Raw genomic sequence first — 19,845 nt, forward strand, 5'->3', positions numbered from 1 at the left:
TAAACGTTGTTAATTTTCTACTGCGCACCTGACGCTGCGTTGCGTTGCCGAAAAAACTTGAGGAACATGCCCGGATACCGCGTGATAGACGGACGCAAGCAGGAGTGACCCGTTGACCCTTACCCCCGAACAGGCCATCCGTTTCGGCCCCTACCGGATCTACCCCGGACAACGCCTGGTGATGGAGGCCGACCAGCCCCTGCGCCTGGGCAGGCAAGCCATGGACATTCTGTTGATGTTGCTGGAGCACGCAGGCCAGGTGGTGAGCAAGCAGCAACTGATCGCGCGGGTCTGGCCCAAAAGCGTAGTGGAAGACACCAACCTGCGCGTGCACATGGCGGCACTGCGCAAAGCCCTCGGTGACGGTCAGGCCGGCCAGCGTTACATCGTCACCGTCGCCCAGCGCGGCTACAGTTTTGTCGCGCCGTTTTCCCTGGAGTCCATCGACCCCCCCCAAAAAAACGACGCCAATGAACCTGGCGGCCATAACCTGCCGGTGCGCCGGACTCGCTTGATCGGCCGTCAGGCGCTGGTCGACAGACTGCTGGCGCAACTCTCACAGCAGCGTTTCATCACCCTCGTGGGCCCCGGCGGGATCGGCAAGACGACCGTGGCGCTGCGCGTCGCCGAGCAACTGATCGGTCGCTATCGAGACGGCATTCGCCTGGTGGACCTGGCACCGATCAACTGCCCTTTGATGATCGGCGCGCACTTGGCGACAGCGCTGGGCTTGTCGTTGCATGACGCCGACCCCATGAACGGGCTCGCCACATGCTTGCGCGAACGGCAGATGCTGCTGGTCATCGACAACTGCGAACACCTGATCGATGCCATTGCGTTGCTCAGCGAAAGCATCCTGCGCGCGGCGCCCCAAGTGCACATTCTGGCCACCAGTCGCGAAAGCCTGCGGGCCGAAGGCGAATGCGTGCAGCGCCTGGAATCACTGGACTGCCCGCCGCCCATCGCCGTGCTCGACCGTGCTCAGGCCCTGACGTTTTCGGCGCTGCAATTGTTTGTCGAGCGGGCGATGGCCAGCCACGACAGCTTCGAACTGAGCGAAGGCGACCTGCCGCTGGCGATTGAAATCTGCCGACGTCTGGACGGCATCCCGTTGGCGATCGAACTGGCAGCGGCGCAGGTTGGCAACCTGGGTTTGAGCGGCTTGCTATCGCAACTGCAAGACAGCTTTCGCCTGCTCGCCCAAGGCTGCCCGACCACCATGGGCCGCCATCAGACCCTGCGCGCCACGCTGGACTGGAGCTTCGAACTGCTCAATGCCTGCGAGCAGACGTGCCTGCGCCGACTGGGGATATTCCGGGGCGCTTTTACCCTGGAATCGGCGGCTGCCGTGATTGTCGGCCAGTACATCGAGCCCGACGTAGTGTTTGCCTCGATTACCCAATTGGTGGCCAAGTCATTGCTGAACGTGGAAGTCGGCGACGAAGAAGTGTTCTACCGTCTGCTCGACACCACGCGTGGCTATGCGCTGGAAAAACTCGACCAGGCCCAAGAGCTGGCGGACACCCGAGAGCGCCACGCCGAATGCTGCCTGGCCTTGATGCAGCAGGCGCAGAGTGATTGGGAACACACCCAGAGCGAGCGCTGGACCGAGCGTTACGCCCGCAGCCTGGACGACATTCGTGCAGTCCTGGATTGGGGCTTGAACGCTCAAGGGCCGCAGGCCTTGGCCATCCGTCTCGCCGCGACCTCGGCACCGCTCTGGCAAGAGCTGTCGTTGCTCAAGGAATACGGGGTGTACGTGCGCAAAGCCCTGGCGTTGCTCGAAGCGACGCACCAGCCCTGCCCGCGTTTGACCATGAACCTCAAGCTTGCCCTCGGCAGTTCCTGCTACCACACCCAGGGCGGTACCGCCGAAACCATCGAAGCGTTCGTCAGCGCCAAACGACTGGCCGAAGACTATAACGATATGGCCGGTCAACTAAGGGCAATCTCGGGGCACATGGCGGTCAACCTCAGTTGTGGCCAATACCAAATGGCCCTGGAGCAGAGCCGGGAATTTGACCGTTTGGGGCTGCACGGCGACGCGGTGTTATCCCTGAGCACTCACCGCTTGCGGGTCCTGGCCCTGCATTTTGCCGGAGATCAGGCACTGGCGCGGGAGAATGCCGAGCAGGTCATTCAACGCCTGGCCCAGAGCGGCCAGCTCAACCGCTTCACCCATGGCTTTGGCGTGCAGTACGACCAGAGCGTGGCAGCCCTGACGATTCTGGCGCGCATTCTCTGGCTGCAAGGGCTCCCGGAAAAAGCCTGGCGCACCGCGCGACAGGCGCTCGACATCGCGATGCAGATCAATCATGGCACGTCCATCTGCTACACCCTGGCGCTGTCCGGTTGCCTGATCGCCCACTACAACGGCGACACTCCGGTCGCCCGCGAACTCCTGGCCTTGCTGCTTGAGCAGGCGAAGAAACACTCGGTGTTGCTGTTCTACACCTGGGCCAAACATTACGCGCAGGTGATCGACGGAACTGATGCGCCTTCATCCCCGCGACCGGACACCGGGTTGGTCAAGGAAATCATGGTCACTCTGGGCAGCCGTTTCATCGATGATGCGTTGCTGGAGCGGGCCGAAAACGGCGCGGCGGGCTGGAGCACGGCGGAGATTCTGCGGGCTCGGGCCGACTCGTTACTGGCAGAGGATTGCCCGAGCAGTGCTGACGCGGCCGAGGCGGTGTTGCTCAAGGCTTTAGCCGTGGCGAAAACCCAGGGAGCGCTGGCCTGGGAACTGCGCAGCGCCACATCACTGGCTCAGCTGTGGCAACGTCAAGGCCACTTCCGACAAGCCCATGAACTGCTGGCGCCGATTTACCAGCGTTTCACCGAAGGCTTCGCCACACCGGACCTGATCAAAGTCCGGCGGTTACTCGACGAGTTGCAGCGCGACCTGCCCGCCTGATGTCCAGTGAGCCGGACTGGTGTAGCGCTCATAACGCAGTTCGAAGGCACGCAAGTAACCGCTGTGTTCGAGTTTCTCCAGGGCGTAGGTGCGCGTGGTATTGAGGAAACGGTAGCGCGTCACGCCGTTGCCCTGCTCCACCGACAGCAACGATTTATTCGCCAGACTCTCCACCACGTTGACCAGGCTTGCGGGCAGCAACATCGCGCCACTGATCACGCCAATCGCCGCGTCCAGGGTGAACGCCATCTTGAACACCGCCAGCCGCTGCAACACGATCTGTTCCAACGGACTCAGCCGTTCATAGCTCCAGTCCAGTGCGGCTTTGAGATTCTGATGCCGTGGCACGGCGGTGCGTCGACCTTGGCTCAACAGCTGAAAACAGTTGCCCAGTTGCGCTTGCAACCCCACCAGCGCCAGTGCATCGATTTGCGCCGCCGCCAGCTCAATGGCCAGGGGCAAGCCATCCAGCCGTCGACAGATGTCGCGCACAGCATTGAGATCCTGTTGGCGCAGGGCAAACCCTTGCTGACGGGCTCGGGCGCGGCTGACCAACAGCTGCACCGCTGAATACCCCATGGCCTCGTCCACGCTATAAATCGCCGAGGCTGGCGGCACCGTCAGGGCGGGTAACCGCAGCAGCGTTTCCCCCGTTGCTCGCAGCGGTTCGCGACTGGTGGCGAGGATCGACAACCGAGGCGCCGAGGCCAACAGATCGTCCACCACTGTCCTGCAACGTTCGAGCAGGTGTTCGCAGTTGTCGAGCACCACCAAGGCATGCCGTTGCGCCAACGCCTTTGCGCCGACATCGAGTTCCAGCGTGCGCGACAGATGATCGATAAGCTGTGATGGGTCATCGATGGCCGCCAGGTCAACCATCCAGACACCATCCCGATAGTGCTGCAACAGCAACTCGGCCACGCGCAACGCTACGGTGGTCTTGCCGATGCCAGCAGGGCCGACCAGGGTCATGAAGCGTCGAACCGGCAACTGCCGGACCACGCTGCCAACGATCGAGTCGCGACCGGTCACTGGCGTCAGCCGCGCAGGCAGATTGTGTTGAGGTTTGTGCACGGTTTCGACCAGCACCGGCGTGCCCGCCCGGTCGTGCTGCACCGGGGCGATGAAGCTATAACCGCGCTGGGGAATATTAACGATATAGGGCTGCCCGTTCGGCCCATCGCCGAGCGCTCGACGCAGGGCGGCAATGTGGACGCGCAGGTTGATTTCCTCGACCACCGAGGTCGGCCAGACGTGGGCAATAAGCGCCTCTTTGCTGACCACCGCACCGGCGTGCTCGACCAGCACCTGCAAAATTTCCAGGGCTCGCCCCCCCATGCGCAGCGGCCGATCACCGTCCAGGATCAGCCGCTGATGCAGGTGGAATGCGTAGGGCCCGAACCGCAGCACCGTGTCACTGTTTATATTTATGAGGCTGTTCATGCACGTTCATGCGCTGAAAACCTGGCCCGGTTCAAGGAACTGCAAGGCCCCTCGCAACCACCTATCCAGGCTCCCGCACCTCCTTGAAAAAGAGTTCACGGGTATCTTGGCAGGCATGGATGACCGTACAACGGCCACGGGAGGAGCATCACCGCCATCGCGGTGCGCACGACGGACAACAATGCGCTAACTGAACTGCTCGCGGTACTGGGTGGGGGTCAGGCCGAGCTTTTCACTAAACAGAAAGCGCATATGGCGCACGCTGCCGAAGCCACTTTTATAGGCCACGGTCTTGAGCGGCAGCTCGCTGGTTTCCAACAGATTCCTGGCGTGATCGATGCGCGCGCTTTGCAGAAACTCCATCGGCGTCATGTTCACTTCCCGGGTGAAAACCCTGGCGAAGTGCCGCGCACTCATGTTCACCAGACTGGCCATGCGTTCGATGCTGAACCCTTCGTCGAGGTGTTCGAGCACGTGGTTCTGCACCCGGGTGATCGGCGTTTCCTGGGGTGCCACCGCCGCCATCAGTGGACTGAACTGCGCCTGCCCGCCCTGGCGTTTCATCACCACCAGCAGCACTTTGGCGACATCCTGGGCGACTTTCTTGCTGTGGTCCTGGGCAACCACCGCCAGCGCCAGGTCGATACCGGCGGTGACACCGCCGGAAGTGATGAGGTTGCGGTCCTGCACGAAAATCTGATCGGTCTCGACGGTTGCCTTGGGGAAGCCTTTGATCAGTCGTTCGGTGTAATGCCAGTGAGTGGTCACGCGAAAGCCGTCCAGCAACCCGGCATGCCCGAGCACGAACGCGCCGGTGCAGATCGACCCGTATCGGTTCGCACGGCTGATGGCAGCCTGAAGCCATTCGAGCAGCGGCGGATGCTTTTCGTTGTAGGCCCCCGGCCCGCCCGGCACCAGCAACAGATCATAGTGCCCGCTCGCCTGATCGATGTGCAGATCGGCCTGGACACTGACGCCGTTGGAGGCCCGCAATGCGCCCTGCTCGGTGCCGATGGTCAACAGCTCGTATCGGTCCGCCGGTTGCAGATAACGATTGGCGATGGAAAACACTTCCATGGGGCCGGCCATGTCGAGCAGGAGAAAGTCTGGGAACAACACCATTGCCACGGTTTTCATGGGTTCAAGGTCACTAATAGAGAACTGTTCAATACCATTGCGCCGCCCACAGGTCTGGCGCCCGACATTATGGCCACATGTAACAACAAGCATACATGAACCCGTTCACACAACTGTCAACCTGAGCGAGACAGTATTTCAATTTCCATCTACTTACTGCACTTTAAGGTAAACATTAATCTTCTCCTCACTCGGACGAATTCACGTCCTGACAGGAGATTTCATCATGCTGACCCTTCGCAAAGCTTCGGATCGCGGTGCGGCCAATCACGGTTGGTTGAAGTCGTTCCATACCTTTTCCTTTGCCAACTACCGCAACCCACGGGAACAGGGCTTTTCCGACCTGTTGGTGATCAACGACGACCGCGTGGCCGCCGGCAAGGGCTTTGGCCAGCACCCTCACCGCGACATGGAGATCTTCTCCTACGTGCTCGAAGGCGCGCTGGAACACAAGGACACTTTAGGCACCGGTTCGGTGATCCGCCCTGGCGATGTGCAACTGATGAGCGCCGGCAGTGGCGTGGCGCACAGTGAATACAACCACTCATCGACACGCCCGGTGCACTTCCTGCAAATCTGGATCGTGCCTGACGTCAGCGGCGCCAAACCGCGTTATCAGCAAGAGCATTTCAGCACCCAGAAAAAACGCGGCCGCTTGCAGTTGATCATCTCCCCGGACGGGGCCAACGGTTCGCTGAAAGTCCGGCAGGATGCGCGGGTGTATGCCGGCCTGATTGACGGCAAGGAAAGCGCCACCCTGGAACTGGCAGCCGATCGCTACGCTTATGTGCATGTGGCGCGGGGCAGTGTCGAGCTGAACGGCCTGCCGTTGCAGGAAGGCGACGGCGTACGGGTTCGCGAAGAACAGGTGCTGACCTTGAGCAATGGCGCGGATGCCGAGGTGCTGGTGTTTGATTTGCGACCGCAGGAGTTGCCGGAAATGCCGTGATCCCATTGTTCAACGCCTACAAAAAACGGCCTGATCAAGGCCGTTTTTTTGGTGGAATCTGATCGCGCGCGCCCACCCTTTCAAGGCGCTTAAATCGCCGCCCGCAATTCCCGTGGCGACAGGCCATAGTGTGAGCGAAAGCGCACGGCAAAACGTGAGGCCGAGGCGTAGCCGCTGGCACCGGCAATTTCACCGATGGGCCGGGAAGTGGTTTGCAACCATTGCAGCGCGGTCGCCAGACGAACGCTTTCCAGAATATTCCTGAAGCTGCTCCCCTCATTGGCCAGTTGGCGACGCAACGTCGACTCACCAAGGTTCAGGTGTTGTGCGACGCTCGCAACCGTCCAGTCGCTCTCAGGGCTGCCCATCAGCAACTGCTGCACACGTTCGCACAGCGGATCATTGCGATCCATCAGCAGTGGTCCGGCCTGGCCATTGAGGCCCAGGCTGAGCAGAACCGCTTCCCCATAGTGGGTGCGTAATGCATCCGGCGCGTTCGCATTGATGGCGGCCAATAACTGATCCCATGCCTGCGTCGTGTGCCTGTCCAGAGGAACACACAGATCTGTGGTCGGGGCACGCTGACCACTCATGATCTGGCGGCCATATCGGTTGCTGAAGTTGCGCAGTGTCGAACCGGGAAAGGTCACGACATCAGCGATGTAGTGACCGTGAAGACCGGGGAAGTTCGAGATACCAAGCTCGCGCCCGGCCGGCATCAGAATCAGATGTTGCGGCCCTGCGCGCATCTCTCGGTCATCCCATTGCAGCAGCTTTTCCCCCTGTCGCACTCGACACAAGGTGGTTGCGAAGATCGGCACCCGTTGCAAGGTATGAGGCTGCCGCGCCCGTATGACACACGCATCGATAATGTTTTCCCGGTGCTGGATGCCGTCACAAGGGCGCATTGTTCTTAACGTCCGTAAGTTGAAGTGATGGTCGCTTTGGCCAAGGCGTTGGCATTGAGCATATAGCCCACCAAGGCTCCGCTGGCCTGGTTGTCTAGTGGCAGCTTATCGACTTTCAACGCCCATACAGTGAATTGATAGCGATGGGGCTTATCCCCTACAGGAGGGCACGCTCCGCCAAATCCCGACTGGCCATAATCGGTTCGCCCTTGTACTGCGCCGGCAGGCAGGTTCGAACCGACCCCTCTTGGCAAACTGCTGGTGGAAGCCGGTAAGTTGACCACCGTCCAATGCCACCAGCCGCTGCCGGTCGGCGCATCAGGGTCGTAGACCGTGATCGCGTAACTTTTAGTCCCCGCCGGGGCGTTGGACCAGGACAGTTGCGGAGACGTATTTCCCCCTTCGCAACCGAAGCCCTGGAACACCTCGCGACTGGTCAGCGGGCGATTTTCAGCAATATCCTGGCTGGTCAGCGAGAAGTCGGCAGCGTGCCCGGTGAGGACGACGCCCATGGACAATGCGGATAGGATAACTCGGATGTTCATCGTGACCTCATCGGTGTCTTGGCGTGAAGCACGATTCTAGAGAGAGCAAAGGCTGATTACTGTGCCGAAACGCTCGGCCGTTGTGCCTGAACGCTCTCTCGATCCAGGCACTGCCATGGGCGATCTCAAACCGCTGCGAAGATATTCTTCATCGCCGCATACTGCAGCAGCATGATGGTCTTGGCATCGCAGATTTCCCCGCGATAAAACGCCTCGAGTGCGTGGTCGAATGGCCACTCCAACACTTCCAGTTCCTCGGTTTCTTCTTCCAGCCCACCGCCGTCGCTGACTTTCGAAGACGCGTCGTATTCGGCAATAAAGAAATGCAGTTTCTCCGTGACCGAACCGGGGCTCATGTAGGACTCGAACACCTTCTGCACATGGTGGACGCGATAGCCGGTTTCTTCTTCGGCTTCAGCGCGAATGCGCTCTTCAGGCGCGGCACCTTCCAGCAGCCCCGCCGCGACTTCAATCAACAAGCCATCATGGCCGTTGACGAACACCGGCAACCGGAACTGGCGGGTCAGCACGACGGTTTTCTTCTCGCGGTTGAACAGCAGGATCGCCGCGCCGTTGCCACGGTCATAAACCTCGCGGGTCTGGCGCTGCCAGTCGCCGTTGTTGCGCAAGTAATCGAACGTGATTTTCTTCAGCAGATACCAGTCGTGGGACAGCACCTGGGACTCGATGATGTTGACCCGCTCGGCTGTGTTCGACATGACAATCCATCCCTATTTTCGTCAGAAGACGTCCATGTTAGGCGAAAACAGAAAAGCCCGGCATGGTTGCCGGGCCTCTTTTTTACTGCGCTGTCCAATCCACATGTTGATTCAGAGGGTTGGCGTTACTTGAAATCCACTTGGCCTACACGCCAAAGCAACAAATGATTGCGTGCTTAAGTTCAGGGCAACTGCGCCTTATATTCTTTCTGGTATTGCCCGGCGAGTGACTCCTTTTGCTTGTCGTCGAGCAGTTTGCCGGCCATTTGAAAGAACTTCTGCTCTTCCTCTTTCAGGTGGTGATGGACCTTTTCCGAGAGCTTTTTTGCAGTGATCAACCAAGCGGCGCTGGACATCTCAGTCTCGTCCAGTTCCTCCATCATCTCGTCCATTTCATGGTGTTCGGAAATGGCGTGGCGACTCAGGTCGATGCCATTGTCGAATGCCATCAACGGGATGTAGAAATGGCGTTCTTCGGCCGTTGCGTGGGCCTGCAGTTCGGCTTTGAGCTGTTTGTAAGCCTCCAGCCGTTCCGGGGTGTCGCCGTGGGTCTTGATCAGGGCGACGGCATAGCTACGCTGGCGATCATGGCTTTCGCGCAAGGCTTCAAAGATATCCACGGGCTGTCCTCACGGGTGCATTTTGAAATGTCGCTATTGAGCGCTAGACCTCCCGGCGCGCCCGGGAGTTCCAAACGAACGGCGATCACGATAGGCTCCCTTTTCGCCATAAGGATATAGCCCATGCCCCTTCGAATTGAACTGTCGGAAAACGCCACCCTGGAAGAACGCGAGGCGATCCTCACACCGCTACGTGCCTACAACGCATCGAAGGCCGGGGCCACGGTTTCAGAACAGATTGCCTTGCTGGTACGCGATGACAATGACGAGATTCTCGGCGGTCTTTATGGCCGGGTGTTTTACCGGTGGTTTTTCATTGAGTTGTTGTCGGTGCCAGAGCAGGCACGGGGACAAGGGCTGGGCTCGAAGCTGATGCAGATGGCCGAAGACCTGGCGCGGGAGAAGGCGTGCATCGGGATCTGGCTGGACACCTTCGACTTCCAGGCGCCGGAGTTTTACAAGAAACACGGCTACAGCGAGCTGGGGCAGATTGCCGATTACCCGCCGGGCCACAAGCGCTTCTTTTTCCAGAAGCGTTTGATCGATTTGTAAGCTTCGGTTTTCGGGGGGGGGCCTTAAAAAGATCGCAGCCTTCGGCAGCTCCTACGCGCCTGTGGGCGCCGCCGAAGGCTGCGATCTTTTGATCTTGCTTACAAACAGGTCGCCAACGCCGCCAAACGGCGCTTGGCGACAAAATCATCATGCTGGGCGTAGTAGCTCAAGGCCGTGCCTGAAGCATCGCTGGTCACGTCCACGAAAGACTCGGCCGAACGGGTGTAGACCGTCGAGCCGCCCTTCTTGCCCGGCTGCAAATACGCGCCGGCATCGACGCCGAACACCGCCTCGTCCTGCCAGGCAAACTGCACGCACTGGGCGACGACTTTTTCCGGTTTGTCCGAGGTCAGGGTTTTGTACGGGGTTTTGGTGCGGGCGTCGTTCATCGCCGATCCGGCGCAGCCCGCCAGCAAGGTTGCGGCCAGCGCCACCATCAGAATTCGCATTGCGTTCGCTCATCAGGAAAAAGCGGACTGTACCACCGCGGCGCGGCGTATCGTTCTGCTTTACTTCATTTATACCGCGACACCGCGCAACGATTCGCGCACCCTGTCGCGCCGATAGCGTCGCATCGCCCATTTTTTCAGGAAAGCCATGATACCCAATGCCGAGTTCTACAAACCGTCCACCGACTACGCCGACAAGCTGATCAGCCAGATCGGCCAGACGCCGGCCTGGATCGCCAAGCGAATTGGCGTCACCGACAAGCGGATTCGTTACATTCTCGACGGCGAAAGAACCGTCAAAGGCGAAACCACGCCGATCCAGATGACCTACACCGAGCAGTTTGCCCTCGAGTGTCTGGCCGCGGCTGCCAAGGCGAGCAATAAGCAGTCTTCGTAATCCCTCTCAAGGAGTGACCATGGCGGCAACCGAACAGCAACACGAACAGGCGCTGAGGAAATTCCTCGATGAACGCCCTGAGCTGCGTCTTGAGCTCGACAATCTCAATCCCCTGCTCGCACAGGCCAAAGGCGAGACGATGGCGCAGTACCGCGATGAACGCTTGCATGAAGCGTTCGAAGCCGAGGCCGAGCGCCTGGGTTTGTTTGCCTGGGAGCTGACGCTGCAACTGACCACCGCCACGCCCGAGGAATATCAGGCCCAACGCATGGAAGTGCACAAGGAAGTTGCAGAGATGGCCGGCATGAACTGGCTTGAGTATTGCGAGTTGTATGGGCTGACCAAATAGTCGTCGCGATCTCACCTACCCAAAGCCCTTCGCCGCCCTGCCGATAAAGCTTTATCATGGCCGCAGTTTTGCTGATCGAGTCCGTCATGAAATTCGCCATAGCGCTGTTTTCCGCCGCCCATGCGCCCTCCTCGCGCCGTGCCTTGCTGTTCGCCCAGGCCGCGCTGGCCGGCGGGCATGAGATTGTCCGGCTGTTTTTCTATCAGGATGGCGTCTACAACGCGTCCGGCAGTGTGGTCACGCCTCAGGATGAGCAGGACTTGCCCAAGCAATGGCGCAACTTTGTCAGCGAGCATCAACTCGATGGCGTGGTCTGCATCGCCGCCGCCCTGCGTCGTGGCGTGCTGAACGAGGAAGAAGCTCAGCGCTATCAGCGTGAAGCGGTCGCCGTGAGAGCGCCGTGGGAATTGTCCGGCCTTGGCCAGTTGCATGACGCGGTGCAGGACGCTGACCGCCTGATCTGTTTCGGAGGCGCGTGAGATGGCTAAATCCTTGCTGATTATCAGCCGTCAGGCGCCGTGGTCCGGGCCGAATGCGCGGGAAGCACTGGACATTGTATTGGCCGGCGGCGCCTTCGATCTGCCGATCGGGCTGCTGTTTCTGGATGACGGCGTGTTCCAGCTCGCCGCGAAACAGGATGCCAAAGCCCTGCAACAAAAAGACCTGAGCGCCAACCTGCAAGCCTTGCCGATGTTTGGTGTCGACGACCTGTTCGTCTGCGCTGAAAGCGCCGCGGCCCGTGGCCTGGCCACTGAAGGCCTGTCACTTGCAGAAGCCCGGGTACTGAGCGCCCAGGACATCACCGCCCTTATTGACCGTTACGACCAGGTGATCACCCTCTGATGTCGACTTTGCATGTGTTGTCTCATTCCCCTTTCGGCGACGAGCGCCTGACCAGTTGTCTGCGCGTGATCGGCGCCAACGATGCGCTGCTGCTGAGTGGCGACGCGGCCTATGCCTTACAGCCAGGCACCGCGCCTTTCAGCGCGCTGCACGCCCGCCAACTGAAACTGTTCGTACTGGCCGAAGATGTACAGGCCCGGGCTCTGCAAGTCCCGGACTGGGCCAAGGCTATCGATTACCCGGCCTTCGTCGAGCTGTCGATTCACTACGACAAGGTCAACAGTTGGCTATGAAATCCCTGACCGTTGGCACCCGCGCCATTGAACTGGACAAGGACGGTTTCCTGGTCGAACTGAGCGACTGGTCTACCGAGGTGGCCACCGCCCTCGCCGCCGCCGAAGACATTGAGTTGAGCCCGGAACATTGGGAAATCCTCGAACTGCTGCGCAGTTTCTACGACGAATTCCAGCTGTCCCCGGCGACCCGCCCGCTGATCAAGTACACCGCATTGAAGCTCGGCCCCGACAAGGGCAACAGCCTGCACCTGAACCGACTGTTCAAAGGCACCCCTGCCAAACTCGCCGCGAAACTGGCGGGCCTGCCCAAACCGACGAATTGCTTATGACCGACTATCCAGCGCTGACCCTCGAAACGCCCGCCGAGCACCCGTTCGCCCAATTCGTGCGGATCCTTGGCAAAGGCAAACGCGGCGCCCGTGATTTGACTCGCGAAGAAGCCCGCCAAGCCATGGGCATGGTGCTCGACGACAAGGTCGAGGACACCCAGCTCGGTGCGTTCCTGATGCTGTTGCGGCACAAGGAGGAGAGCGCCGAGGAAATGGCCGGGTTCACCGAAGCCTTGCGTGAACGCCTGAATCCACCGGCACTGGCGGTCGATCTGGACTGGCCGACTTACGCGGGCAAGAAGCGGCATTTGCCGTGGTATCTGCTGGCGGCCAAGTGCCTGGCGCAGAACGGCGTGCGCATCTTCATGCACGGCGGCGGCGCGCACACGGCGGGACGGCTGTACAGCGAACAACTACTCCAGACGCTGAATATACCGTTGTGCCGCAACTGGCAGCAGGTCGGCGCGGCACTCGATCAGGGCGGTCTGGCGTTCATGCCATTGGTGGACTGGGCACCCCAGCTTCAGCGGATGATCGACCTGCGCAACACCTTGGGCCTGCGCTCGCCGATCCATTCCCTGGCGCGGATTCTCAACCCGCTGGGCGCCCGTTGTGGCCTGCAAAGCATTTTCCACCCCGGCTACCAGGCGGTGCATCGCGATGCCAGCGGTCTGCTCGGGGACACGGCAATCGTCGTCAAGGGCGATGGCGGCGAGATTGAGATCAACCCGGACGCCGACAGTCACCTGTATGGCACCACCGGCGGCGAAAGCTGGGATGAAGAATGGCCGCAGCTGTCGAGTCAGCGCCATGTCAAACCGGCGAGCCTGGACCCGGAGCACTTGAAAGCCGTGTGGCGTGGCGACGTGGTCGACAGCTACCCGCAAATGGCGCTGATTTCGACCATGGCCCTGGCCTTGCGCGGCCTCGGTCAGCCCCGCGAACAAGCCTTCGAAACCGCCCAGCAATATTGGGACGCCCGGGACCGATCGATTTAATCGATCATAACAGTCCAACCTTTGCGCTTTTTGTTCGAACCTATGCGCATAGACTCCTCTCCAACGCTTATAGGTTGAGGAGTCAGGCACATGGGTTTGTTAGTCGAAGGTCGCTGGCAGGATCAGTGGTACCAAAGCAGCAAGGATGGCGCGTTCCAACGTGAACAGGCGCAGCGTCGCAACTGGCTGACCGCCGATGGCAAGCCAGGCCCGAGTGGCGTCGGTGGTTTTGCCGCCGAGGCCGATCGCTATCACCTCTATGTGTCCCTCGCCTGTCCGTGGGCCCACCGCACGCTGATCCTGCGCAAACTCAAAGGCCTGGAAAGCCTGATCGACGTGTCGGTGGTCAGCTGGTTGATGCTGGAAAACGRCTGGACCTTCGATAAAAACCTCGGATCGACCGGCGACAAGCTCGATCATTTCAATTTCATGCATCAGCGCTACACCGCCGATACCGCCGACTACACCGGCCGCGTCACCGTGCCGGTGCTGTGGGACAAACAGACCAACCGCATCGTCAACAATGAATCGGCGGAGATCATCCGCATGTTCAACAGCGCGTTCGATGACTTGACCGGCAATGACCTGGATTTCTACCCGGCACCGCTGCGCAACGAAATCGACGCCCTGAACGAGCGGATTTATCCGGCGGTGAACAATGGCGTCTATCGCGCCGGGTTTGCCACCTCGCAGCAGGCTTACGAAGAAGCGTTCGATGAGTTGTTTGCGGAGCTGGATCAGCTGGAACAGCTACTGGGCGCGAATCGTTACCTGACGGGTGAATACCTGACTGAAGCGGATATCCGGTTGTTCACCACCCTGATTCGTTTTGATGCGGTGTATCACGGCCACTTCAAATGCAATCTGCGGCGGATTGCCGATTATCCGAACCTGTCGAACTGGCTACGGGAGATTTATCAGTGGCCCGGGATTGCCGAGACGGTGGATTTCACCCACATCAAGAACCACTACTATGGCAGCCACAAGACCATCAATCCGACCGGGATCGTGCCTAAAGGGCCGGCGCAGGATTTCACTGTGGCGCATGATCGGGGGCGGTTGAGCGGGAAAGGGGTTTGGCGCAAGGCCTGAGGTTGATTGTTCCCACGCTCCGCGTGGGAATGCATCCCGTGACGCTCTGCGTCACATCCGAAACGGAACGCGGAGCGTCCCTGGCGGCATTCCCACGCGGAGCGTGGGAACGATCACAACGGGGGCAAGCCCCCTCGCCACAGGTCAGACCTGCGCCTGAGCCCCTTCGAACCACGCCAGTTTCTCGCGCAGTTGCACCACTTCCCCGACGATCACCAGTGTCGGCGCATGCACTTCATGCTCCGCCACCAGCCGTGGCAGGTCGGCCAGAGTGCCGGTAAATACCCGCTGATTGACCGTGGTGCCCTGCTGGATCAACGCCGCCGGGGTATCGGCCGCGCGACCGTGCTTGATCAACTGCTCGCAGATGATCGGCAAGCCCACCAGCCCCATGTAAAACACCAGGGTTTGCGCCGGCGCGACCAGGTCGGCCCACGGCAAATCGGTGGAACCGTCCTTCAGGTGCCCGGTGACAAACCGCACTGACTGCGCGTAATCGCGGTGAGTCAGCGGAATCCCGGCATACGCCGCGCAGCCGCTGGCGGCGGTAATGCCCGGTACGACCTGGAACGGGATGCCATGGGCCGCCAGTTCTTCGATCTCTTCGCCACCACGCCCGAAAATGAACGGATCGCCGCCCTTCAAGCGCACCACGCGCTTGCCGGCCTTGGCCAGATCTACCAGATGCTGGTTAATCTGTTCCTGAGGCACGGCGTGATCGGCGCGGCGCTTGCCGACGTAGACCCGCTCGGCATCGCGACGGCACAAATCCAGAATCGCCGGCGCCACCAGACGGTCATACAGCACCACGTCGGCTTGCTGCATCAGGCGCAAGGCGCGGAAGGTCAACAGGTCGGGATCACCCGGCCCGGCGCCCACCAGATAAACTTCGCCGGTGGCGACAGGCGCCTCGCCATTGATTTTGGCCAGCATCAAGCGCTCGGCCTCGGCGCCCTGCCCAGCCAGTTGCCGGTCGGCAATCGGCCCTTGGAACACATCCTCCCAGAACGCCCGACGCTGCTGCACGTCCGGAAACAGGCCTTTGACCTGATTGCGGAAACGCGCCGCCAGACCGGCCAGTTGACCGTAGGTGGAAGGAATCCAGGTTTCCAGCTTGGCGCGAATCAACCGCGCCAGCACCGGCGCATCGCCGCCACTGGACACGGCAATGATCAGCGGCGAACGGTCGACGATCGCCGGGAAGATCACGCTGCACAGGGCCGGCGCGTCCACCACGTTGACCGGCACGCAACGCCGATGGGCATCGGCGGAGACTTGCGCGTTCAGCGGTTCATCGTCGGTGGCGGCGATGATCAGCCCGCAACCATCCAGATCAGCCTCGACGTAGCCACGCAACAGGCACTCGCCACCGCTGCCGGCTACCAGCTCACGCAACTGCGGTTCGATTTCAGGTGCGACCACCCGCAGCAGCGCACCAGCTTCGGCCAGCAGGCGGGATTTGCGCAAGGCAATCTCCCCCCCGCCGACGAGCAACACACGACTGCCGCGAAGGTTATGGAACAGCGGCAGATAGTCCATTTAGCCGATGACCTCAAGGCCACCCATGTACGGCTTGAGCACTTCAGGCACACGGATCGAACCGTCGGCCTGCTGATAGTTCTCGAGTACCGCCACCAGGGTACGACCGACCGCCAGGCCGGAACCGTTCAGGGTGTGCACCAGCTCAGGCTTGCCGGTTTCCGGGTTGCGGAAACGCGCTTGCATACGGCGCGCCTGGAAGTCGCCACAGTTGGAGCACGACGAAATCTCGCGGTACTTGTCCTGGCTCGGAATCCACACTTCCAGGTCGTAGGTCTTGACCGCGCTGAAGCCCATGTCGCCGGTGCACAGCGCCAGGGTGCGGTATGGCAGTTCCAGCAGTTGCAGGACTTTCTCGGCGTTGGCGGTCAGGTTTTCCAGCGCTTGCATCGAGGTCGACGGCTCAACGATCTGGACCATCTCGACCTTGTCGAACTGGTGCTGACGGATCATCCCGCGAGTGTCGCGCCCCGAAGCACCAGCCTCGCTGCGGAAGCACGGCGTGTGCGCCACGAACTTGATCGGCAGCAATTTCGAGTCGACGATTTCGCCGGCCACGATGTTGGTCAGCGACACTTCAGCGGTCGGGATCAGGTACAGATCGGCTTCGCCGTCGCGGCTGATCTTGAACAGGTCTTCTTCGAATTTCGGCAACTGACCGGTGCCCTGCAGGGCCGGCGCTTGTACCAGATAAGGCGTGTAGGCCTCTTCGTAACCGTGTTCATTGATGTGCAGGTTGATCATGAACTGCGCCAGCGCACGGTGCAGGCGAGCAATCGGGCCGCGCAGCAGGGCGAAACGGGCGCCGGACAGCTTGGCGGCGGTTTCGAAGTCCAGCCAGCCGAACTTCTCACCCAGGGCCACGTGATCCTGAACCGGGAAGTCGAAAGTCTTTGGCGTGCCCCAACGGCGCACTTCAACGTTGCCTTCTTCGTCATCGCCGACCGGCACCGATTCGTGCGGCAGGTTCGGGATGCCCAGCAGGATCGAATCCAGCTCGGTCTGGATCGCGTCCAGCTCGACTTTACCGGCGCTCAACTCGCCCGCCATGCGCTCGACATCCGCCATCAGCGGCGCGATGTCTTCGCCGCGCTGCTTGGCCTGGCCGATGGATTTGGAGCGCGCGTTACGTTCAGCCTGCAGAGCTTCGGTGCGGGTCTGGACGGTCTTGCGCTGTTCTTCCAGCGCTTCGATGCGCGCAACATCCAGGGCAAAGCCACGGGATGCCAGGCGGTCCGCTACGTCCTGAAGGTTGCTACGTAACAGTTTGGAATCGAGCATGTCGGTTTCTCGTTATCAAAGTTTGGTCAGGGACAGGCCAGCCCAGGTGGCGAGCAGCCCGCCGAATACGCTGATGGCCGCATAGCCCAGGGCCAGCGGCACTTGCCCGGTTTCCAGCAGGCGCACCGTATCCAGTGAAAAGGATGAAAAAGTCGTCAGCCCCCCGAGGAAGCCGACGATCAGCCCGGCGCGTACCGCAAACGATACCTCCGGGCGAATCAAAAACAGGCCGTATAGAACGCCGATCAGCAAACAGCCCACGATATTAACGGCCAGCGTCGCGGTATAGAAGTGCCGCGGCCAATTCGCGTTGATCCAGTTACCGGTGGCGAAGCGCAACAGCGTGCCGGCGACACCACCGACAGAAACCGCAACAATCAAGGGAATCACTATTTTCTCCGCTGTCGGGGGCTTAGACGGTCAAGCTGCGCGAGGTGGTTGAGCTTTTCGCCGATCTTCAGCTCCAGGCCGCGGGGCACGGGTTGATAGAACCGTTGTGGCTCCAACTCGTCCGGGAAGTAATCTTCGCCAGCGGCGTAGGCATCCGGTTCATCGTGGGCGTAACGATATTCATCGCCGTAGCCCAATTGCTTCATCAACTTGGTCGGCGCATTGCGCAGGTGCAGCGGCACTTCCAGCGAACCGTGCTCGGTGGCGCTGCGCATCGCGGCCTTGAAGCCCATGTACACCGCGTTGCTTTTCGGCGCGCAGGCCAGATAGGTAATGGCCTGGGCCACCGCCAATTCGCCTTCAGGGCTGCCGAGGCGCTCCTGCACTTCCCACGCCGCCAGGCACAGGCTCAGGGCGCGGGGGTCGGCGTTGCCGATGTCTTCGCTGGCCATGCGCACTACGCGTCGGGCCAGGTACAGGGGGTCGCAACCGCCGTCGATCATTCGCGCGAACCAGTACAACGCGCCGTCGGGGTTGGAACCGCGTACCGACTTATGCAGTGCCGATATCTGGTCGTAGAAGGCTTCGCCGCCCTTGTCGAAGCGCCGACGGGTGTCGCCGAGCAGGCTTTGCAGCAGGTCGACGCCGATTTCGCTGTGGTCTTCGGCCAGGTCCGAGGCATTTTCCAGCAGGTTGAGCAGACGCCGGCCATCGCCATCGGCGGCGGACAGCAGCATCTGGAAGCCCTCGTCGCTGAGGGTCAGTTGCCGCTTGCCCAACCCGCGCTCTTCGGTCAGCGCGCGATGCACCAGTTTGCGCAGGGCGGCTTCGTCGAGGCTTTTGAGCACATAGACGCGCGCCCGGGACAGCAGCGCGTTATTGAGTTCGAACGAGGGGTTTTCCGTGGTGGCACCGATGAAAATCAGCGTGCCGTCTTCAACGTACGGCAGGAACGCATCCTGTTGGGATTTGTTGAAGCGATGCACTTCGTCGACGAACAGGATGGTGCGTTTACCGTACTGCCCGGCCTGCTGCTTGGCGATTTCCACCGCCTGACGAATCTCCTTGACCCCGGCCAGCACCGCCGAAACCGTTTCGAAGTGCGCATCCGAGACTTCCGCCAGCAGCCGCGCCAGAGTGGTTTTCCCCACGCCCGGCGGCCCCCAGAAAATCATCGAGTGCAGGGCACCCTGCTCCAGGGCTTCGCGCAAAGGCTTGCCGCGAGCGAGCACGTGTTCCTGACCGACGTACTCGTCCAGATTGGCCGCACGCAAACGAGCGGCCAGGGGCTGAGCAATCGGGGCGCTGCGAAACAGGTCCATCACTACTTATGAAACCTCACTGGGTCCTGATGCCGATCAGTCAAAGCACTAAACACCACAAGCCCGCTCCCACAGGTCCTGCGTCTTACTCCTGGATCACGTCCGCACCTTTAGGGATGTCGAACTTGAACTTGGAGGCCGGGATCGGCTCGTTGGCCTTCACACCGGTGAACAGGATATTGGTGCGCTGGCCGACGCTGTCGATCATCTGCATATCATTGACCAGACCATTGCGGAACGACAGGCGCAGGCTGTCGAACAGGGTGTCCTTGGTTTTCGGCTTCAGGGTGAAGTCGATCACGCCGCCGGCTTCCTTGGCGCTGATGTCGAAGCTCTGGCTGATCTTGGACACGTCACCGGACAGCAGCAACGCCGGGGTCTGGGTCAGACGCTGATCGAGGGTCTTGATGGTGGCCTGTTCCAGATCCGGGTCCCAGAGGGTCACTTTCTTACCGTCCGAGACCATGGTTTGCTCGGCCGGCGCGTTGGTGTGCCAGTAGAACAGGCCTGGGCGCTGCAAGGACATTTCACCCGCAGTTTCTTGTAACTGGGTACCGCTGCCATCGAGGGTCAGCTGGGAGAAACGCGCGGTCAGGGTCTGGGATTTTTCCAGCAGTTGAGTCAGACGCGCCACGTCCTTGTCGTCGGCGTGGGCCGAGAGCGTGGTCAGAGCCAGTACCGGCAGCAACAGCATGCGGATAAGACGCATGGGAGTCCTCATAAACATTCGTGGGAGTGCGGGCGGCGCCTCAAGACGCCGCCCCTTTCAA

23 protein-coding genes are annotated in these 19,845 nt (G+C 60.7%); 11 read left to right on the forward strand and 12 right to left on the reverse strand.

The window, feature by feature from the left end; translation table 11 throughout:
- Nucleotides 1-112 precede the first annotated feature (112 nt).
- Complete coding sequence (locus tag AC1D2Q_RS01430; protein ID WP_477812004.1) at nt 113-2,917, forward strand: ATP-binding protein; 2,805 nt, start codon at nt 113-115, stop codon at nt 2,915-2,917.
- Here AC1D2Q_RS01430 and AC1D2Q_RS01435 read toward each other — a convergent pair.
- Nucleotides 2,882-4,360 carry an ATP-binding protein gene (locus AC1D2Q_RS01435; protein ID WP_477812005.1) on the reverse strand — a complete coding sequence of 493 codons (1,479 nt, stop codon included), beginning with the start codon at nt 4,358-4,360 and terminating at the stop codon, nt 2,882-2,884. The genes AC1D2Q_RS01430 and AC1D2Q_RS01435 overlap by 36 nt on opposite strands.
- Nucleotides 4,361-4,546: 186 nt before the next feature.
- The gene (locus AC1D2Q_RS01440; RefSeq protein ID WP_477812006.1) at nt 4,547-5,497 is read right to left on the reverse strand and encodes a GlxA family transcriptional regulator; all 951 of its coding nucleotides are present in this window, start codon (nt 5,495-5,497) and stop codon (nt 4,547-4,549) included.
- A gap of 226 nt (nt 5,498-5,723) precedes the next feature.
- On the opposite strand from AC1D2Q_RS01440, the gene AC1D2Q_RS01445 reads away from it, so the two are divergent.
- A complete protein-coding gene (locus AC1D2Q_RS01445; protein ID WP_477812007.1) occupies nt 5,724-6,446 on the forward strand; it encodes a pirin family protein in 723 nt (240 codons plus the stop codon).
- An 89-nt stretch (nt 6,447-6,535) separates the two neighbouring features.
- Here the strand turns inward: AC1D2Q_RS01445 and AC1D2Q_RS01450 are convergent, their stop codons facing one another.
- The 4 genes from AC1D2Q_RS01450 to AC1D2Q_RS01465 form a co-directional block, all read right to left on the reverse strand.
- Complete coding sequence (locus tag AC1D2Q_RS01450; protein WP_477812008.1) at nt 6,536-7,354, reverse strand: helix-turn-helix transcriptional regulator; 819 nt, start codon at nt 7,352-7,354, stop codon at nt 6,536-6,538.
- 5 nt (nt 7,355-7,359) lie between these two features.
- A complete protein-coding gene (locus AC1D2Q_RS01455; RefSeq protein WP_477812009.1) occupies nt 7,360-7,899 on the reverse strand; it encodes a kinase inhibitor in 540 nt (179 codons plus the stop codon).
- Between the two features lie 125 nt (nt 7,900-8,024).
- The gene (locus AC1D2Q_RS01460) at nt 8,025-8,618 is read right to left on the reverse strand and encodes an NUDIX domain-containing protein (RefSeq protein WP_477812010.1); all 594 of its coding nucleotides are present in this window, start codon (nt 8,616-8,618) and stop codon (nt 8,025-8,027) included.
- A gap of 182 nt (nt 8,619-8,800) precedes the next feature.
- Nucleotides 8,801-9,238: a hemerythrin domain-containing protein gene (locus tag AC1D2Q_RS01465; RefSeq protein WP_477812011.1), complete on the reverse strand. Its 438-nt coding sequence runs from the start codon at nt 9,236-9,238 to the stop codon at nt 8,801-8,803.
- 123 nt (nt 9,239-9,361) lie between these two features.
- Between AC1D2Q_RS01465 and AC1D2Q_RS01470 the strand changes: the two genes are divergently transcribed.
- On the forward strand, nt 9,362-9,790 hold the full coding sequence (locus AC1D2Q_RS01470; RefSeq protein ID WP_477812012.1) for a GNAT family N-acetyltransferase: 429 nt from the start codon (nt 9,362-9,364) through the stop codon (nt 9,788-9,790).
- A 98-nt stretch (nt 9,791-9,888) separates the two neighbouring features.
- Here the strand turns inward: AC1D2Q_RS01470 and AC1D2Q_RS01475 are convergent, their stop codons facing one another.
- The gene (locus AC1D2Q_RS01475; protein ID WP_007941140.1) at nt 9,889-10,239 is read right to left on the reverse strand and encodes a hypothetical protein; all 351 of its coding nucleotides are present in this window, start codon (nt 10,237-10,239) and stop codon (nt 9,889-9,891) included.
- Between the two features lie 148 nt (nt 10,240-10,387).
- On the opposite strand from AC1D2Q_RS01475, the gene AC1D2Q_RS01480 reads away from it, so the two are divergent.
- From AC1D2Q_RS01480 to AC1D2Q_RS01515, 8 genes are all read left to right on the forward strand, one after another.
- Nucleotides 10,388-10,636, forward strand: coding sequence for a hypothetical protein (locus AC1D2Q_RS01480; RefSeq protein WP_477812013.1), 249 nt, complete (start codon nt 10,388-10,390; stop codon nt 10,634-10,636).
- A gap of 19 nt (nt 10,637-10,655) precedes the next feature.
- Complete coding sequence (locus AC1D2Q_RS01485) at nt 10,656-10,985, forward strand: DUF6388 family protein (protein WP_019648485.1); 330 nt, start codon at nt 10,656-10,658, stop codon at nt 10,983-10,985.
- Between the two features lie 86 nt (nt 10,986-11,071).
- Nucleotides 11,072-11,464 carry a sulfurtransferase complex subunit TusD gene (tusD, locus tag AC1D2Q_RS01490; RefSeq protein ID WP_477812014.1) on the forward strand — a complete coding sequence of 131 codons (393 nt, stop codon included), beginning with the start codon at nt 11,072-11,074 and terminating at the stop codon, nt 11,462-11,464.
- Nucleotide 11,465: 1 nt separating this feature from the next.
- On the forward strand, nt 11,466-11,828 hold the full coding sequence (tusC, locus tag AC1D2Q_RS01495; protein ID WP_253421614.1) for a sulfurtransferase complex subunit TusC: 363 nt from the start codon (nt 11,466-11,468) through the stop codon (nt 11,826-11,828).
- Nucleotides 11,828-12,121, forward strand: coding sequence for a sulfurtransferase complex subunit TusB (gene tusB / locus AC1D2Q_RS01500; protein WP_477812015.1), 294 nt, complete (start codon nt 11,828-11,830; stop codon nt 12,119-12,121). The genes tusC and tusB overlap by 1 nt, the downstream gene beginning before the upstream one ends.
- Nucleotides 12,118-12,453 carry a TusE/DsrC/DsvC family sulfur relay protein gene (locus AC1D2Q_RS01505; RefSeq protein WP_477812016.1) on the forward strand — a complete coding sequence of 112 codons (336 nt, stop codon included), beginning with the start codon at nt 12,118-12,120 and terminating at the stop codon, nt 12,451-12,453. Before tusB ends, AC1D2Q_RS01505 begins: the two co-directional genes overlap by 4 nt.
- The gene (locus tag AC1D2Q_RS01510; protein ID WP_413695351.1) at nt 12,450-13,451 is read left to right on the forward strand and encodes a glycosyl transferase family protein; all 1,002 of its coding nucleotides are present in this window, start codon (nt 12,450-12,452) and stop codon (nt 13,449-13,451) included. Before AC1D2Q_RS01505 ends, AC1D2Q_RS01510 begins: the two co-directional genes overlap by 4 nt.
- Nucleotides 13,452-13,541: 90 nt before the next feature.
- Entirely contained in the window at nt 13,542-14,543 is a 1,002-nt protein-coding gene (locus AC1D2Q_RS01515; protein ID WP_477812017.1) for a glutathione S-transferase family protein, read from the forward strand.
- 144 nt (nt 14,544-14,687) lie between these two features.
- Here AC1D2Q_RS01515 and cysG read toward each other — a convergent pair whose 3' ends face one another.
- From cysG to lolA, 5 genes are all read right to left on the reverse strand, one after another.
- A complete protein-coding gene (gene cysG / locus AC1D2Q_RS01520) occupies nt 14,688-16,082 on the reverse strand; it encodes a siroheme synthase CysG (protein WP_477812018.1) in 1,395 nt (464 codons plus the stop codon).
- On the reverse strand, nt 16,083-17,363 hold the full coding sequence (serS, locus tag AC1D2Q_RS01525; protein WP_258669397.1) for a serine--tRNA ligase: 1,281 nt from the start codon (nt 17,361-17,363) through the stop codon (nt 16,083-16,085).
- 15 nt (nt 17,364-17,378) lie between these two features.
- Nucleotides 17,379-17,753: a fluoride efflux transporter CrcB gene (crcB, locus tag AC1D2Q_RS01530; RefSeq protein ID WP_007941127.1), complete on the reverse strand. Its 375-nt coding sequence runs from the start codon at nt 17,751-17,753 to the stop codon at nt 17,379-17,381.
- Nucleotides 17,753-19,075 carry a replication-associated recombination protein A gene (locus AC1D2Q_RS01535; protein WP_477812019.1) on the reverse strand — a complete coding sequence of 441 codons (1,323 nt, stop codon included), beginning with the start codon at nt 19,073-19,075 and terminating at the stop codon, nt 17,753-17,755. The genes crcB and AC1D2Q_RS01535 overlap by 1 nt, the downstream gene beginning before the upstream one ends.
- Before the next feature lie 85 nt (nt 19,076-19,160).
- Entirely contained in the window at nt 19,161-19,784 is a 624-nt protein-coding gene (gene lolA / locus AC1D2Q_RS01540; protein WP_018925528.1) for an outer membrane lipoprotein periplasmic chaperone LolA, read from the reverse strand.
- Nucleotides 19,785-19,845 lie beyond the last annotated feature (61 nt).

The organism is Pseudomonas sp. P1_A1 (assembly GCF_056406935.1).